The following is a 13,313-nucleotide window of genomic DNA, read 5'->3' on the forward strand; positions in this document are numbered from 1 at the left end:
GCCTCAGAGGGTCGACTCGAGGAGAACGAGCACGAGCGAGGCGGCGGTGGGCCCGGTGTTCAGGTAGAAGGTGTCGTCGTCGACCTGCACGGCCTGGTCGGCCTCGACGGAGCCCAGCGGGGGGCACAGCGCCAGGTCGGTGATCTCGGTGGCGTCGCCGCCCTGCACGCCGAACAGGATCCAGTCGGCATCGGCGTCGGCGAGGTCCTCCTGGGAGAGGTCCACGGAGGTCTCGTCGGTGAAGGCCTGGCCCTCGGGGCGGGCGACGGCGGCGTCCTCCAGCACGGAGCCGCCGAAGGAGGCCACGCCGAACACGCGGATCCGGTCGCGGTTGCGGCGCAGCAGGGAGACGGTGGGGTCCCCGCTGATGCCGGCGCCGGCCTCGGCGGCGCGGGTATGGAAGTCGTCCGACCAGGTCTCGGCCTCCTGCCGCTTCGCGATCGCGTCGGCGAGCAGCAGCAGGTCCTGCTTCCAGGACAGGCCGGTGCCCTGGGTGACGAGGGTGGGGGCGATCGCGGAGAGGCTGTCGTGGACGGACTCGTCGTCCGTCCCGGCCTGATTCAGCAGGATCAGGTCGGGCTCGAGGTTGGCGATCTCCTCGATGTCGGGCTCGGAGCGGCCGCCGACGTTCGTGCAGGCGTCCAGCGCCTCCTGCTGATCGGGGAAGGCCTCGTACAGGTAGGCGGGGATCTCGGTCTCCCCGGCGAAGTGGAGGACGGTGAGGGGGAAGACGTCGTCGTCCTCGCCGCTGCCCTTGCCCTCCGGCACGGTGCGCGGGGTGACGTAACCGGAGCCGCCGTCGGAGGCGCCGGAGCCGTCGGAGCTCCCGGAGCCGCTGGAGGTCGCACCGTCCTTCGAGGACGAGCATCCGGTGATCAGCAGCGCCCCGAGCTGGCCGGAGGCGAGCAGCGCGCGGGCCCGGGCCGTCGTCGGAGCCGCCGTCCTCGTCGTCGTGCTGCTGGCGACCCTGATGGTCACGAGCCTCGCGATCGTCTCGAACCCGCTCGGACCGTGGGAGGTGGTTCGCGGTCTGCTCGCCCACGACGACAGCGCCGAGGCGATCATCGTCTGGCAGCTCGGCAGCCCGCACGCGATCGGCTGGGGGCCGGTGCTGGTGCTGCTCGTGCTGCTCGTGCTCGCGCTCGGCCGGCAGGGCGAGCTGCGCGCCCTGGACCTCGGGGAGGAGGTCGCCGCCGGGGTGGGGGTGGACCTGCGCCTAACCCGGATCCGGGCGATGGCGGCCGGGGTGGTGCTGGCCGCGGTCTGGGTCGCCACGGCGGGGCCGATCGGCTTCGTGGCCCTCGCGGCCCCGCAGATCGCCCGCCGCCTGGCCCGGGCGCCGGGCACCGGGATCCTCCCGGCCGCCGCGATGGGCGCCCTGGTGAGGGTGGTCTCCGAGCTGCTCGGTCAGCGTCTGCTGAGCCCCTTCCAGATCCCTGTGGGCCTCATCACCTCGGCCGTCGGCGGCGTGTACCTGGCCTGGATGGTGCTGCGGCGCAGCTGACGGGACGTCCGGCGTGCACCGGCCGGGCGGTCCTGGGCAGACTGGAGACATGTCCTCCCCCACCCGCCGCACCGCCCTGCTCGGCCTCGCCGCCGGCGCCACCGCCCTGTTGACCGCCTGCTCGGGCGAGGACGCGGGCACCGACGGCGCCACCGGCTCCGTGGACGGACTGCTCACCCTGGATCAGGTGGCGGCCATGGAGGGCCGCAGCCTGGTGGACACCCTGGACGCCCTGCCCCTGGCGGAGCGCCCCTCCGACTTCCTGGCCTCGGTGCGCCCCGCGGAGGTGGTGCTCACCGACACCGACGGCTCCGAGACCGCCGTGTCCCTGTCCGGCGAGCCCTTCCCGCTCTCCGTCGCGCCCTACGTGGAGTCCACCCACGAATGCTTCCACCACTCGCTGACCACCTGCCTGGGCGAGCTGGGCGGGCAGGAGATGCAGGTGCGCGTCGTGGACCTGGACAGCGAGAAGGTGGTGCTCGACGAGGCCCGCACCACCCATGAGAACGGCTTCCTGGGGCTGTGGCTGCCGCGGGATGGCCGCTGCCTGCTGACCCTCGCGCAGGACGGGCTGAGCGGCGAGGCCGAGATCGGCACCTCCGCGGACGACCTCACCTGCCTCACCTCGCTGCACCTGACGTGAGCGCAGGGCTCCGTCCCGATCCGGTGTGCCCGCTCCCGTTAGGCTGACCCCGTGAGTTCCCGATCCTCCCGTGCCACCGCTGACCGCATCATTTGGGTCGACTGCGAGATGACCGGTCTCGACAAGCAGCGCGACGCGCTGATCGAGATCGCCGTCCTGGTCACCGATGCCGACTTGGCCGTCCTCGGGGAGGGCGTCGACGTCGTGATCCGTCCCCCGGAGGGTGCCCTGGACGGCATGGAGCCCTTCGTGCGGCAGATGCACACCACCTCGGGCCTGCTCGAGGAGCTGGACGGCGGGATGAGCATGCGGGAGGCCGAGGAGGCCTGCCTCGCCTACGTCCGCGAGTTCTGCCCCGAGCCGGGCAAGGCCCCGCTGGCCGGCAACAGCGTCGGCACCGACCGCGCCTTCCTGGACCGCGACGTGCCGGAGTTCGCCGGGTGGCTGTCCTACCGCACCATCGACGTCTCCAGCATCAAGGAGCTCGCCAAGCGCTGGTTCCCCCGTGTCTACTACAACGTGCCCGCCAAGCACGGCGGCCACCGGGCGCTCGCGGACATCCGCGAGTCGATCCAGGAGCTGAAGTACTACCGCGAGGTGCTGATGGTGCCGCCTCCGGGCCCCACCACCGCCCAGGCGCAGGAGGCCTCCAAGGCCTTCGAGCTGCCCGCCGACGGCTCCGAGGCGGCCGAGCCCTCCGCCCCCGTGGCGCCGCGCACCCCCTGGCTGGACCTGCCCTCCCACCACCGCTGGCTGGAGGGCGAGGGCGACGAGCTGCTGCTGTTCGGCACCGAGTCGGTGCGGGAGGACGGCGGCTTCGCCTGGCTCGACGGGCAGGGCGAGCCGGACCTCTCCCGCCCCGCGGAGCTGTGGATCACCTGCCGGATGACGCACTGCTTCGCCCTCGGCCATTTGATGGGCCGCCCCGACCTGGGGCGCTTCGCCGATCACGGCATCGCCTCCCTGCGCGGGGTGTTCCGCGACGCCGAGCACGGCGGCTGGTTCGCCTCCGTGGCCGAGGGGAAGCCCGTGGACGACTCCAAGCAGGCCTACGCCCACGCCTTCGTGGTGCTCGCGGCCGCCTCCGCCACCGCGGCCGGACGGCCGGGCGCGGCGGAGCTGCTGGAGGAGGCCCTCGCGGTGCTCGACGAGCGCTTCTTCGACGCCGAGGCGCGGCTGAGTGTGGACACCTTCGACCGCACCTTCGCGGACTGCGAGGACTACCGCGGGATCAACGCGAACATGCACACCGTGGAGGCGCTGCTGGCCGCGGCCGACGTCACCGGGGACCGTTTCTGGCTGGACCGCGCCGTCGGCATCGCCACCCGCGCGATCGACGAGTTCGCCCGCGCCCAGGACTGGTCGCTGCCCGAGCACTACGACACCTCCTGGACCCCTCTGCTGGACTACAACCGCGAGGAGCCGGCCCACCCCTTCCGACCCTACGGCGCGACCGTGGGCCACTGGATCGAGTGGGCGCGCCTGGTGCTGCAGGCCCGCGCCGCGCTGATCGCGGTGGACGGGGAGGCGCCGGAGTGGATGCTGGAGGCCGCGACCGCGCTGATGGAGAAGGCCGCCGCGAGCTTCGGCAGCGACGGCGCCCCCGGCTTCGTCTACACCGTGGACTGGGACGGCACCCCCGTCACCCAGGAGCGGATGCACTGGGTGGCGGCGGAGGCCGTGAACTCCGCGGCCGTGCTGTACCGGGTGACGGGCGACGTCACCTGGGCGCGGCGCTACGAGGACTGGTGGGAGTACATCTCCACCTACCTGCTGGACGATGCCGAGGGCTCCTGGCACCACGAGCTCGATGCGGACAACGAGCCGCAGGGCGTCACCTGGCCGGGCAAGCCCGACATCTACCACGCCTTCCAGGCGACGATCGTGCCGCGGCTGCCGGTGGCCCCGGCGATGGCCGCCGCCCTGCGCGAGGGGATGCTCGACCGGGAGCTGTGACCCCCGGCCGACCCGACCAGGAGGACTCCCCGTGACCGGTCCGAACATCGTCGTCATCCAGGCCGATCAGATGGCGGCCGCGAGCCTCGGGGCCTAGGGCGACGCGGCGGCCCGCACCCCGTGGATCGACTCCCTGGCCGAGGAGGGCGCCGTCTTCGAGCGGGCTCTGTGCACGAGGCCGCTGTGCTCGCCGTCCCGGGCCTCGATGATGACGGGGTGCTGCCCTCGGAGCAGCGCCTGCAGTGGTACCACAATGCGGAGCCGGTGGCGGAGGCCGGGGTGTCCCTGGCCAGCGTGCAGCAGGACTTCGACGACGAGGTCGTCTTCCGTTCCCTGCGCCATCTGGCCGACCGTGCTCGCGCGAACCGGGCCGCCGAGGAGCCGCAGCCCTTCCTCATGGTCAGCAGCTTCATCCATCCCCACGACCCCTGTGAGCCGCCGCGGGAGCACTGGGACCGCTTCGCCGACGTCGCGATCCCGCCGCCCGCGCACACCCGGAGCCGGCCACCGACCCGCACAGCGAGCGGCTGCGGGTGATGTGCGGCTTCGACCGCACCCCGCCCACCGCGGCAGAGGTGGCCACGGCCCGCCGCGCCTACTATGCGGCGATCAGCTACATCGACGACCACGTGGGCCGGATCCTGTCGCGTCTGGAGGAGCTGGGCCTCGCGGAGGACACGGTCGTGGTCGTGACCAGCGACCATGGCGACATGCTGGGCGAGCGCGGCCTCTGGTACACGATGTCGCCCTTCGAGCGCTCGGCGCGGGTGCCGCTGATCGTGCGCGGACCCGAGCGGTGGGTGCGGCCGGGCCGTTACACGCGGCCGGTGACCCTGCTGGACCTGATGCCCACCCTGTGCGAGCTGGCCGGGACGCCCGTCGAGGAGGACCCGGAGGCGGTCGCCTCGGGCCGGCTCGGGCGCTCCCTGCTGGCCACCGCGCGCCGCGAGGCTGCCGGCGAGGGCGACGACACCGAGCGGGACGTGCGCATCGAGTACCTGGCCGAGGGCACGCATCATCCACAGCTGACTCTGGTGCGGAGCCGCCACAAGCTGGTGGTCTGCCCGGGCGACCCGGACCTGCTGTTCGACGTGGAGGCCGACCCACACGAGCTCACGGACCTCGCCGAGGACCCGGGGCACGCGGGGCTGCGCGAGTCAATGCGCGCGGACCTCGCCACGCGCTACGACCTGGCGGCGCTGGAGCGCGAGGTGCCGGCCAGTCAGGAGCGCCGCACCCTGGTGGCGGGTGCCCTCTCCCGGGGCAGGCGCCGCGCCTGGGACCTGGTGCCGGACGCCGAGCAGCGCTACGTGCGCGGCGACTTCTGGGACGCCCTGGGCTACGGCCGGATCCCCGGCTGAGCCCTCCCCGCCGGGCCGCTGGGTCGGCGGCAGCTCAGCCGAGCTGCGCGGCGAGTTCCGCGTATTCCTCGGCCCGCGCCCGGTCGCGCTCCACGCCCTGGCCGCGGGCGTACATCTGCGCGAGGACGCGGTGCACGAACGCTTCGGCACGGCCCTCGGCGACCTCCCGCTCCCCCATCGCGACCACGCGCTCCTGCCAGGCGGCGCCCTCCGGGATGCGGGCGTGGAAGGCCACGCCCAGGGTGTCGGTCACCGCGCGGCGGTCCCCCGCTTCGCTCGCCCGCAGCAGCCAGGCGATCCCGTCGTTCTCGTTCAGGGCGAAGACGTCGCTCATCGGCGACATCCGACCGCAGAGGGTCTTGCCGACGATCCACATGCCCCGCGCGTCCCCCGCCTGCGCGGCCCGTGCGGCGAGGCTCGCCGCTACGGTCGCGGCGTCGTCGGGCAGCAGGCCGATCTCCGCGTCCCCGCGTTCGAAGGCGCCCGTGAGCTGCAGCGACAGCTCGACCTCCTCGCTCGGCGTGGTGTCCTTGCGTGCCAGTGCGGCGCGATCCCGCTCGTACTCGGCGCTCTGCGGTCCTCGAGCGCCCGCTCCAGGCGGTCCAGCTTGCCCTCCAGTTCTCCCGTGTGACCGGGACGGATATCAGCCTTGGGGACCAGGGAGATGCGGGAGCCGTAGGGCGCGACGGCCTCGGTCGCCTTCCGGACGGTCTCGAACACCTCGTCCCATTCGCCCTCGATCTCCGTGTGGGTGGTCGTTGTTCGACCGCCGCTGCGAGGAACCCTGGCCAGGACGAACCGCTGCTCGATGCGGGCAACACGGTCGTCGCCGCGGAGCTGGACATGCGCGTTGTCGCGGTGGCCGATCACGTGATCGATCGTGAACCCGGCGCGGGCGACGCCGGCGGGACCGTGGTTGCAGCTGGTACGCCCGCCGACGTCGCGGACAAGGGCATCGGTGCTTCCGCGGGCTACCGTGCCGCCGCACTGCAGGCAGCCACCGACGTGACCCCAATGTGACGAGGGTGTCGGCCAGAATCGCGGGTCACCCCCCGCCCGCGATTGGGGGACACGCCCTAGCTCTGGGCCTCGCCGAGGCGCGCTTCGGGCGTGAGCTCGGCGCGGAGACCGCCGCCGGTCGCAGCCCGGGCAAGAGCGCGACCCAGCGCAGGTGCCTGCTTGAACAAATTGTGACCGGCCACAAGAAGGACAGAGTCCGCCTCCCACACGGCCACGCCGTCCTCACTCCACGGGAGGTCGGTCACCCAGCAGTGCAGGAAGTCGCGCGGCTCTGGGTGGAGACCGGGCAGCGCCCGTGTCACGTATTCGCGTGCGCGTTCGTCCAGCGATCGGATCGCCGCCGGGTCGATGAACGTTCCGTCGTCGCGGACGCCGACGGTGTCGCTGAGTCCGACGGAATAGCTGCTGTTGCCCGGTAGCGGCGTCGCGTAGACGCCGACTTCGCCGAAGACGCCGCTGCTGTCCTGCAGGCACGCGACTCGTGCCGGGGCGGCGGCTTTCACGTCGAAGGTCAGCCTGACGTGTGCGGCGAGGCGAACCGGCAGCGACAGGCCGACGCTGCGTGCCAGGCGGGCGGTTTCGCGGCCGGCGCACACGACCACCTTGGAGTAGACAGCCCGGTCGGTGACGCTGCGCACCTCGACCGTCCCGTCGGCGCGGGGATCGATGGAGATGACCTCACCGGTGGTGACCGCATCTGCGAGGGCACCAGTGAGTGCCGTGATCGCGGCTCGGGTACGGATCGCGCCGCCCGACTCGTCGAGCACCGCTGGCCCCGAGTACCCAGCGAGCAGCGGCATCCGCTGGGCGACCTCGGCCGCGTCGATCTCGTGCGCTTCCACGCCGCCGACCTGGTCGAGGACCCGCAGCCGCGCCAGGGCGCTGTCCCCGATCGCCAGGACACCGTCTGGTGAGACCAGCTCGACGTCGAAGCGTTCGGCCCACTCATCCCATATGCCGCGGCTTTCGCGCGCGAAAGCGACGAGTCGCGGGTCGTCGTGGGCATGCCGGAAGATCCGCGACTCGCCTGCGGACTGACCCGTCCCGGGCAGACCAGCCTCGTACAAGCGCACCGGCACGCCCTGCTCCCGCAGCGCGTACGCCGTCGACAGACCGACGATCCCGCCCCCGATCACTGCTACCTCGGGTGAACGCGTCGTGGCAACGCCGTCGTCAGTTCCTGTCATCGCGGTTCTCCGATCTGATGGTGATGAGCGATAAGCCGAAAGAGAAGGGGCCGCTACCACGACGTCAGCGGGCTGTGCAAGCCCGAAGTCACCGCGCGCTGCGACCCCTCCTTTCTGGGCCAGTACTCCCGTTCTGTGGTGTCAGGCGGGGAGTTTGGAGCCCAGGACGTCGAGCTTCTCGATCGTCGGTTCGCTGAACAGTTTGCCGGTCTGCTCGCCGAGAGCGGCAGCGACTGCGCCGGACAGGTGCGCGTCGCGGCCGGCGTCATCGGGGAACACGTCGAAGATCCCGAATGAGGACGGGCCGAGACGGATCGCGAACCACGCGATGGTGGCCGGTTCCTCCTCGACGAGCCCTCGCCCGATGCCGAGAAATTTCTGGACCTCGTCTTCCTTGCCGGGCAGGGCCTCCAGCCTGACAAGTAGTCCCTTCGTCACGCTCATGACGTCACCTCTCCCTGGGTCGAATTGCTCGCAAATTTCGCCACGATCGTATCGCAGGACGCAGGCAGGTCGTCGGGTGAGCGGCTGGTGATCAGGTTCCCCCAGGTCGTTCCTACGGGCCTTGATCTCGCCGTCGTGGATCGAGAGGACCTCGGTCTGAGCGCCGGCCCGTTCCAGTGCTTCGCGGGGTTGCTCGGTCGCAATCTCCTGGAGGGCTCATCGTCCTGACCGGTCGGTTCGAGCGCGGCATCGCCGTGAAGGTAATAGAGCGCATTGCGGCCGGCGAGCACACCGAGCGGTCGCTGATCCTCGACCCCGCGCTCGCGTGAGCCGAGGATCGCCGTCGCGACATCGTCCGCAGGACGGAGAACGGGCTGGAGGCAGCGCGGAAGCGCGGCAAGGACGGTGGCCGGCCGCGGGTGATCGACGACAACAGGCGCACAGTCATCCTCGCCCGTCGAGAGAACCGCACGTCCATCCGCGAGACCGGAGCAACCACTGCCGTCTCCGTGCGAGCCGTGCACGGGGTGGTATCCGAGGAAAAGGCGGGGGCCTCCTCGTCATGAGGGACGAGGAGGCCCATCGCACCGATAGCACGTCCAGTTGAGGATCACCGACTCGGACGGCTGCGGGAGCAGTCACTACTCATCCGACTCCGAGATCGCCTGTTCGAGCCGTTCGACCTTGGCGTCCAGCTCGCCCTCGTAGCCCGGACGAATGTCAGCCTTGATGACGAGAGAGACCCGCGAGCCGAATGGCTCAACGGCCTCGGTAGCACGCTTCACCACGCCGAAGACCTCGTCCCAGGTACCTTCGACCTCGGTGAACATGCTCGACGTCCTATTGGGCAAACCGGAGTCGCGGACGACCTTCACTGCGGCAGCGACAGCATCGTGGACTGATCCATCTTCGCGGCCAGTTCCGGACGGGGCAACGGAGAATGCAAGCAACATGACGGTTCCCTCCTCAGACTCCTGCGGGCCGGATGAAGGACCCATGTCCTAGATCGACGATACTTGTGAACATGGAGGAGGTGCGGTGCGGCAGTCCTGAAGCGCGGACCACAGCGACCGCGGCGGCCACCGCATCGTGCACACTGGCGGCGTCGGAGCTCTCGGCGAGGGAGCGCTCGAGCGCGGGGTCGGAGGGGGCACCGGTCGGCTGCAGCGAGAAGGCGACGATCATGCGGCTACCGTGCCACGCGCGGCGGCGGTCGCTGGGGCTGCGCATCGCGGCCCTCGCCCTGCTCGCCCTCGGGGCACTGACCGTCGGGGTGGGGCTCGTGGCCCTCTTCCATCCGGACCCGCCCGCGGGAGCCCTGCTGGTCCTGCTGTTCGTCCTCGTCGTCGCGATCGCGGGGCTGATCGACACCGTGCGTCTGGCCCTCGGCGACGCCGACATCTGGGTGGATCGCGCCGGCGGCCCCCGCCTGGCCACCTGGATCGGCGCGATCGACGGCCGCACCGTGCTGCGCGAACACCCCAGACCCCATCCGCTCCAGGTGGCGACGCCGTGGCAGTGACGGAGGTCGAGGACGGCAACCTGCGCGTGCACCCGGAGCGCTTCACCACGACGGCGTCTCGAGGCAAGCGGATCGGCCACCTCGTGATCGTGGTCGTCCTGGGCGTGCTCGCGCTGGCCGGCACCCTCACCCTGCCGGCGCTGTGGGGCTGGTACCAGGCGGCTACGGCGAGCGGCTGGGGCTCGGCGCGGCTGTGGGGATTCCTCGCGGCGGCGCTGGTGGGCTTCCTGTGTGTCGTCACCGTCGAGACCATCTGGGTGGCGATTCGGCGCTCGTACGTCTGGGTCGAGCGCAGCAGCGGCCGCACGGTCGTCGTGCACCCCACGATCACCTTCTCCGACACCCGCGCCTACGACGACTGGCTGGCGATCATCACCGGGCCGGACCCCTGGCGCGTCCCGGAGCAGGAGGAGGACTTCGGGGACCAGCCCCTCGCGATCCTGCAGACTCTGCGCTACCGCGACGGGGGCCGGGTGCGCACCTATCTCTCCGCCGCCGACGGTCGCTCGATCGGGGTGGAGCCACCGCCGTCGCCCGGGCTGCCGGCGGCCTGAAGACCCTGCCCGCGGCTGCGCCCCACCGCGACGTGACTCACAGCGCAGAGGGCCCGCTGAACGTGCGGAGCAGGCACGACGCCGGGTATGCTGTCGTCTCGTTGTGGAGCGCGCTCCACACATGGTGGTCGTAGCTCAGTTGGTAGAGCTCCTGGTTGTGGTCCAGGCGGTCGCGGGTTCAAATCCCGTCGATCACCCCCAAGAAACGCCCTGGTGACAGGGCGTTTCGTGCATCCGGGACCATCGCCCGGCCACCACTCAGGGCTGATCCGTCCGCCACCCCATCCGGGCCGAGATCTCCGAGGCGCCGCGCTCCAGCCGCCGCGCGACCGCGTCCAGCCCCTCCGCGGGCAGCCGGTAGGCCGGGCCCGCCGCCGACATCGCGGCTGCCACCGCCCCGTCCTCCTCACGGATCGGGACCGCGACGGCCACCAGTCCGGGCTCGTACTCCTCGACCGCCGCGACCCAGCCGGCCCCCCGCGCCCGCCGCAGCTCCGCCTCCAGCGCGGCGACGGCGGTGACGGTCCGCGGGGTGAAGGCCTCCCGGACCAGCCCCAGCACCCGCTCCTGCTCAGCCTCGTCCTGGTGGGCGAGCAGCATCTTGCCGGTGGCGGTGGCGTGCAGGGCGGCGGCCTCCCCCACCCAGGAGTGCATGGCGATGGTGCTGGGCCCGCGGGACTGGTGGACGTTCACGGCGGCCCCGTCGCGGTAGACGGCCACGTTGATCGTCTCCCCCAGCTCCGCGGCGAGCTCCTCGCAGACCTCCCGGGACTGTTCGGCGAGGTCGAGCCGGCCCCGGGTGGCGGCGGCCAGGCGCAGCACGCCCACACCGAGCCGCACGGGCCCGGCGTCGGTGCGCTCCACCAGGTGGTGCTCGGCGAGCGCGGCGACGAGCCGGGACGCCGTGGAGGCGTGCACCCCGAGCGCCCGTCCGAGCTCCCCGATGCTCGCCTCGCCGTGGACGGCGAGGTGCTCGAGCACCCGGGCCGCCCGGTCCACCGACTGCACCGCGGTCACCACAGTCATCCGGTCCTCCTCGCCTGCAGCATTGCGTCCTCCGCATGGTATTGCGTCCAACGCGCATCGCGCGGGACAATGAGGAACGGAACGACCTCGGGAGGCGATGATGCCGATCAACCCCAGCCCCCACGTCCTGCTGTATCCGCGGATCCGGAAGACCCCGTTCTTCGCCGCATCCCGGCAGCACGGCGTCGCGATGTACAGCGTCTACAACCACACGTACCACGCCCGGCACTACGGGGACCCGCTCGCGGAGTACTGGGCCCTGCTGGAGGGCGTGACCCTCTGGGACGTCGGCGTCGAACGGCAGATCGAGATCTCCGGGCCCGACGCCTTCGACTTCACGAACATGCTGGTCACCCGCGACCTGAACCGCTGCGCGGTGGGCCAGTGCAAGTACGTCTTCCTCACCGACCAGCACGGCGGGATCCTCAACGACCCGATCCTGCTGCGGGTCGAGGAGGACCGCTTCTGGCTCTCGATCGCCGACAGCGACATCCTGCTGTGGGCGCGGGGCGTGGCGACCTTCGCCGGGATGGACGTGAGCGTCCAGGAGATCGACGTCGCGCCCGTGCAGGTGCAGGGCCCGAAGGCCTACGCGCTGATGCGGGACCTGGTCGGCGAGGGCGTCGCGGACATGCGCTACTACTGGCTGCACGAGTTCGAGATCGACGGTATTCCGGTGACGGTCTCCCGCACCGGCTACACCGGGGAGGTGGGCTACGAGATCTACGTGCACGACGCCTCCCGCAATGGCGTGGCCCTGTGGGAGAAGGTCTGGGAGGCCGGCATCCCGCACGGCCTGCGGGTCATCGGCCCCTGCCACCTGCGGCGTATCGAGGGCGGCATGCTCGCCTACGGCGCCGACATCACGATCGACACCAACCCCTTCGAGGTCGGCATGGGCTACGACTGGATGGTGGATCTGCGCCCCGGCGACGACTTCATCGGCCGCGAGGCCCTGGCCCGGGTCCGCGAGGAGGGCCCCGCGCGGATGCTGGTGGGGCTCGAGATGGGCGGCGAGCGGCTGGGGACCTACAACGACGGCTCGATGATCGAGGCCTTCCCCGTGGAGTCCCACGGGGTGCGGGTCGGGCAGGTCACCTCGGCCTGCCATTCCCCGCGGCTGGAGCGGAACATCGGCCTGGCCCTGGTGCCGACCGAGCTCTCCGCCCCCGGCACCGAGCTGCAGGTCGACACCGGCCACGGCCCCGTCGACGCGGTCGTGGTGCCCAAGCCCTTCATCGACCCCACCAAGGAGCAGCCCAAGGTGGACGTGCGCACCCTGGCGGGGACGGCCTGAGCGTGACGGCCCCGAGCCCGCTGCGGGTCGAGGTGATGCCCCTGCCCGGCATCGCCGCGCAGGTGAGGGAGCATCTCGACCCAGCGGTGCCGCTGACCATCACCTCCTCCCCCGCGCAGGGGGTGGCAGCGACGCTCGATCTCGCCGAGACCCTCGCCGGGGAGGGCTACCGGGTAGTGCCGCACCTGGCCGCCCGGCAGCTCTCCGGGCCCGAGGAGGCGGCACGGATCGTGGAGCGCCTGGGCCCAGCAGGCATCGAGGAGGTCTTCGTGATCGCCGGGGACGCGCCGCGCCCGGCCGGCTCCTTCACCCGTGCCCTGGACCTGCTGCGGACGCTGCGGGACCTGCAGGTTCCCTGGCGGGTCGGGGCGGGGGCCTACCCCGAGGGGCATCCGCACCTGGGACCGGATGCCGCCTGGCTGAACGTGCACGCGAAGGCCGAGCTGGCCGACGTGCTGGTCACCCAGATGTGCTTCGCGGCCGATCCGATCGCGGCCTGGTTGCGGCGGCTGCGGGAGCTGGGCGTGGACACCCCCGTCCTCATCGGCCTGCCCGGGCCGGTGGCGCTGCCGCGTCTGCTGCGCATCGCCGGGAAGGTCGGCGTCGGCCCCTCGCTGCGGATGCTGCGACATCAGGGCTCCGGTGCCCGCCACCTGGTCGGCGGCCGCTGGGACCCGGCGGCGCTGTGGGAGGAGCTGCGGCCCGTCCGCGAGGACCCGGCGCTCGGCGTGGCCGGGGTGCATCTCTACTCCTTCAACGACCTCGCGGCGGGCGCCTCGCTCGACCTTTCCTGACCTTC

The 13,313-nt window shown here is 71.8% G+C and carries 16 protein-coding genes, 1 tRNA gene and 2 pseudogenes; 11 read left to right on the plus strand and 8 right to left on the minus strand.

Features of this window, described 5'->3' with window-relative positions; translation table 11 throughout:
* Window positions 1-3: 3 nt before the first annotated feature.
* Complete coding sequence (locus OM98_RS12585; protein WP_010534987.1) at window positions 4-978, minus strand: ABC transporter substrate-binding protein; 975 nt, start codon at window positions 976-978, stop codon at window positions 4-6.
* On the opposite strand from OM98_RS12585, the gene OM98_RS12590 reads away from it, so the two are divergent.
* From OM98_RS12590 to OM98_RS16280, 5 genes are all read left to right on the plus strand, one after another.
* On the plus strand, window positions 953-1,504 hold the full coding sequence (locus OM98_RS12590; protein WP_217491421.1) for an iron chelate uptake ABC transporter family permease subunit: 552 nt from the start codon (window positions 953-955) through the stop codon (window positions 1,502-1,504). The genes OM98_RS12585 and OM98_RS12590 overlap by 26 nt on opposite strands.
* A gap of 49 nt (window positions 1,505-1,553) precedes the next feature.
* Window positions 1,554-2,147 (plus strand): CueP family metal-binding protein, encoded by a 594-nt coding sequence (locus OM98_RS12595; protein ID WP_010534989.1) that lies wholly within the window; start codon window positions 1,554-1,556, stop codon window positions 2,145-2,147.
* 51 nt (window positions 2,148-2,198) lie between these two features.
* On the plus strand, window positions 2,199-4,103 hold the full coding sequence (orn, locus tag OM98_RS16435; RefSeq protein WP_029362853.1) for an oligoribonuclease: 1,905 nt from the start codon (window positions 2,199-2,201) through the stop codon (window positions 4,101-4,103).
* Between the two features lie 183 nt (window positions 4,104-4,286).
* Window positions 4,287-4,640, plus strand: coding sequence for a hypothetical protein (locus OM98_RS16275; protein ID WP_245528778.1), 354 nt, complete (start codon window positions 4,287-4,289; stop codon window positions 4,638-4,640).
* Entirely contained in the window at window positions 4,640-5,464 is an 825-nt protein-coding gene (locus OM98_RS16280) for a sulfatase-like hydrolase/transferase (protein ID WP_245528779.1), read from the plus strand. Before OM98_RS16275 ends, OM98_RS16280 begins: the two co-directional genes overlap by 1 nt.
* A 34-nt stretch (window positions 5,465-5,498) precedes the next feature.
* Here OM98_RS16280 and OM98_RS12610 read toward each other — a convergent pair whose 3' ends face one another.
* Both OM98_RS12610 and OM98_RS16285 read right to left on the minus strand, forming a co-directional pair.
* Window positions 5,499-5,798, minus strand: a complete 300-nt coding sequence (locus OM98_RS12610) for an SEL1-like repeat protein (protein ID WP_175285987.1) — start codon at window positions 5,796-5,798, stop codon at window positions 5,499-5,501.
* Between the two features lie 239 nt (window positions 5,799-6,037).
* Window positions 6,038-6,274, minus strand: a pseudogene (locus OM98_RS16285) (thiamine-binding protein); the annotation flags it as partial.
* On the opposite strand from OM98_RS16285, the pseudogene OM98_RS15335 reads away from it, so the two are divergent.
* Window positions 6,266-6,484: pseudogene (locus tag OM98_RS15335) on the plus strand (ethanolamine utilization protein); the annotation flags it as partial. The pseudogenes OM98_RS16285 and OM98_RS15335 sit on opposite strands and share 9 nt — an antisense overlap.
* Before the next feature lie 56 nt (window positions 6,485-6,540).
* On the opposite strand, the gene OM98_RS12620 reads toward OM98_RS15335, so the two are convergent.
* From OM98_RS12620 to OM98_RS12635, 4 genes are all read right to left on the minus strand, one after another.
* Window positions 6,541-7,671 carry an NAD(P)/FAD-dependent oxidoreductase gene (locus OM98_RS12620; RefSeq protein ID WP_175285988.1) on the minus strand — a complete coding sequence of 377 codons (1,131 nt, stop codon included), beginning with the start codon at window positions 7,669-7,671 and terminating at the stop codon, window positions 6,541-6,543.
* A 141-nt stretch (window positions 7,672-7,812) separates the two neighbouring features.
* Window positions 7,813-8,115, minus strand: a complete 303-nt coding sequence (locus OM98_RS12625; protein ID WP_010534994.1) for a putative quinol monooxygenase — start codon at window positions 8,113-8,115, stop codon at window positions 7,813-7,815.
* 641 nt (window positions 8,116-8,756) lie between these two features.
* Window positions 8,757-9,068, minus strand: a complete 312-nt coding sequence (locus OM98_RS12630; RefSeq protein WP_029362855.1) for a thiamine-binding protein — start codon at window positions 9,066-9,068, stop codon at window positions 8,757-8,759.
* A 13-nt stretch (window positions 9,069-9,081) separates the two neighbouring features.
* Window positions 9,082-9,300: a thiamine-binding protein gene (locus OM98_RS12635; RefSeq protein WP_010534996.1), complete on the minus strand. Its 219-nt coding sequence runs from the start codon at window positions 9,298-9,300 to the stop codon at window positions 9,082-9,084.
* Here OM98_RS12635 and OM98_RS12640 point away from each other — a divergent pair.
* The 3 genes from OM98_RS12640 (at window position 9,299) to OM98_RS12650 (ending at window position 10,392) form a co-directional block, all read left to right on the plus strand.
* Window positions 9,299-9,637 (plus strand): hypothetical protein, encoded by a 339-nt coding sequence (locus tag OM98_RS12640; protein WP_010534997.1) that lies wholly within the window; start codon window positions 9,299-9,301, stop codon window positions 9,635-9,637. The genes OM98_RS12635 and OM98_RS12640 overlap by 2 nt on opposite strands.
* Window positions 9,628-10,191, plus strand: coding sequence for a hypothetical protein (locus OM98_RS12645; protein WP_139017713.1), 564 nt, complete (start codon window positions 9,628-9,630; stop codon window positions 10,189-10,191). The genes OM98_RS12640 and OM98_RS12645 overlap by 10 nt, the downstream gene beginning before the upstream one ends.
* Window positions 10,192-10,314: 123 nt before the next feature.
* Window positions 10,315-10,392 (plus strand) — tRNA-His (locus tag OM98_RS12650).
* Between the two features lie 57 nt (window positions 10,393-10,449).
* Here the strand turns inward: OM98_RS12650 and OM98_RS12655 are convergent.
* A complete protein-coding gene (locus OM98_RS12655) occupies window positions 10,450-11,217 on the minus strand; it encodes an IclR family transcriptional regulator (protein ID WP_010534999.1) in 768 nt (255 codons plus the stop codon).
* Between the two features lie 100 nt (window positions 11,218-11,317).
* Here OM98_RS12655 and OM98_RS12660 point away from each other — a divergent pair, with 100 nt between their 5' ends.
* Complete coding sequence (locus tag OM98_RS12660; protein ID WP_029362856.1) at window positions 11,318-12,514, plus strand: glycine cleavage T C-terminal barrel domain-containing protein; 1,197 nt, start codon at window positions 11,318-11,320, stop codon at window positions 12,512-12,514.
* 2 nt (window positions 12,515-12,516) lie between these two features.
* Entirely contained in the window at window positions 12,517-13,308 is a 792-nt protein-coding gene (locus tag OM98_RS12665) for a methylenetetrahydrofolate reductase (protein ID WP_010535001.1), read from the plus strand.
* Window positions 13,309-13,313: the final 5 nt, after the last annotated feature.

Origin of the sequence: Brachybacterium squillarum M-6-3 (assembly GCF_000225825.1) — a bacterium.
GTDB lineage: Bacteria > Actinomycetota > Actinomycetes > Actinomycetales > Dermabacteraceae > Brachybacterium > Brachybacterium squillarum.

Excerpts from the sequence above, each read along its gene's own strand:
- OM98_RS12595 (WP_010534989.1), top strand. The coding sequence starts at position 1,554 with ATGTCCTCCCCCACCCGCCGCACCGCCCTGCTCGGCCTCGCCGCCGGC.
- OM98_RS16280 (WP_245528779.1), top strand. The coding sequence starts at position 4,640 with ATGTGCGGCTTCGACCGCACCCCGCCCACCGCGGCAGAGGTGGCCACG.
- OM98_RS12630 (WP_029362855.1), bottom strand. The coding sequence starts at position 9,068 with ATGTTGCTTGCATTCTCCGTTGCCCCGTCCGGAACTGGCCGCGAAGAT.
- OM98_RS12610 (WP_175285987.1), bottom strand. The coding sequence starts at position 5,798 with ATGAGCGACGTCTTCGCCCTGAACGAGAACGACGGGATCGCCTGGCTG.
- OM98_RS12660 (WP_029362856.1), top strand. The coding sequence starts at position 11,318 with ATGCCGATCAACCCCAGCCCCCACGTCCTGCTGTATCCGCGGATCCGG.
- OM98_RS12655 (WP_010534999.1), bottom strand. The coding sequence starts at position 11,217 with ATGACTGTGGTGACCGCGGTGCAGTCGGTGGACCGGGCGGCCCGGGTG.
- OM98_RS12635 (WP_010534996.1), bottom strand. The coding sequence starts at position 9,300 with ATGATCGTCGCCTTCTCGCTGCAGCCGACCGGTGCCCCCTCCGACCCC.
- OM98_RS12640 (WP_010534997.1), top strand. The coding sequence starts at position 9,299 with ATGCGGCTACCGTGCCACGCGCGGCGGCGGTCGCTGGGGCTGCGCATC.
- OM98_RS12620 (WP_175285988.1), bottom strand. The coding sequence starts at position 7,671 with ATGACAGGAACTGACGACGGCGTTGCCACGACGCGTTCACCCGAGGTA.
- OM98_RS12625 (WP_010534994.1), bottom strand. The coding sequence starts at position 8,115 with ATGAGCGTGACGAAGGGACTACTTGTCAGGCTGGAGGCCCTGCCCGGC.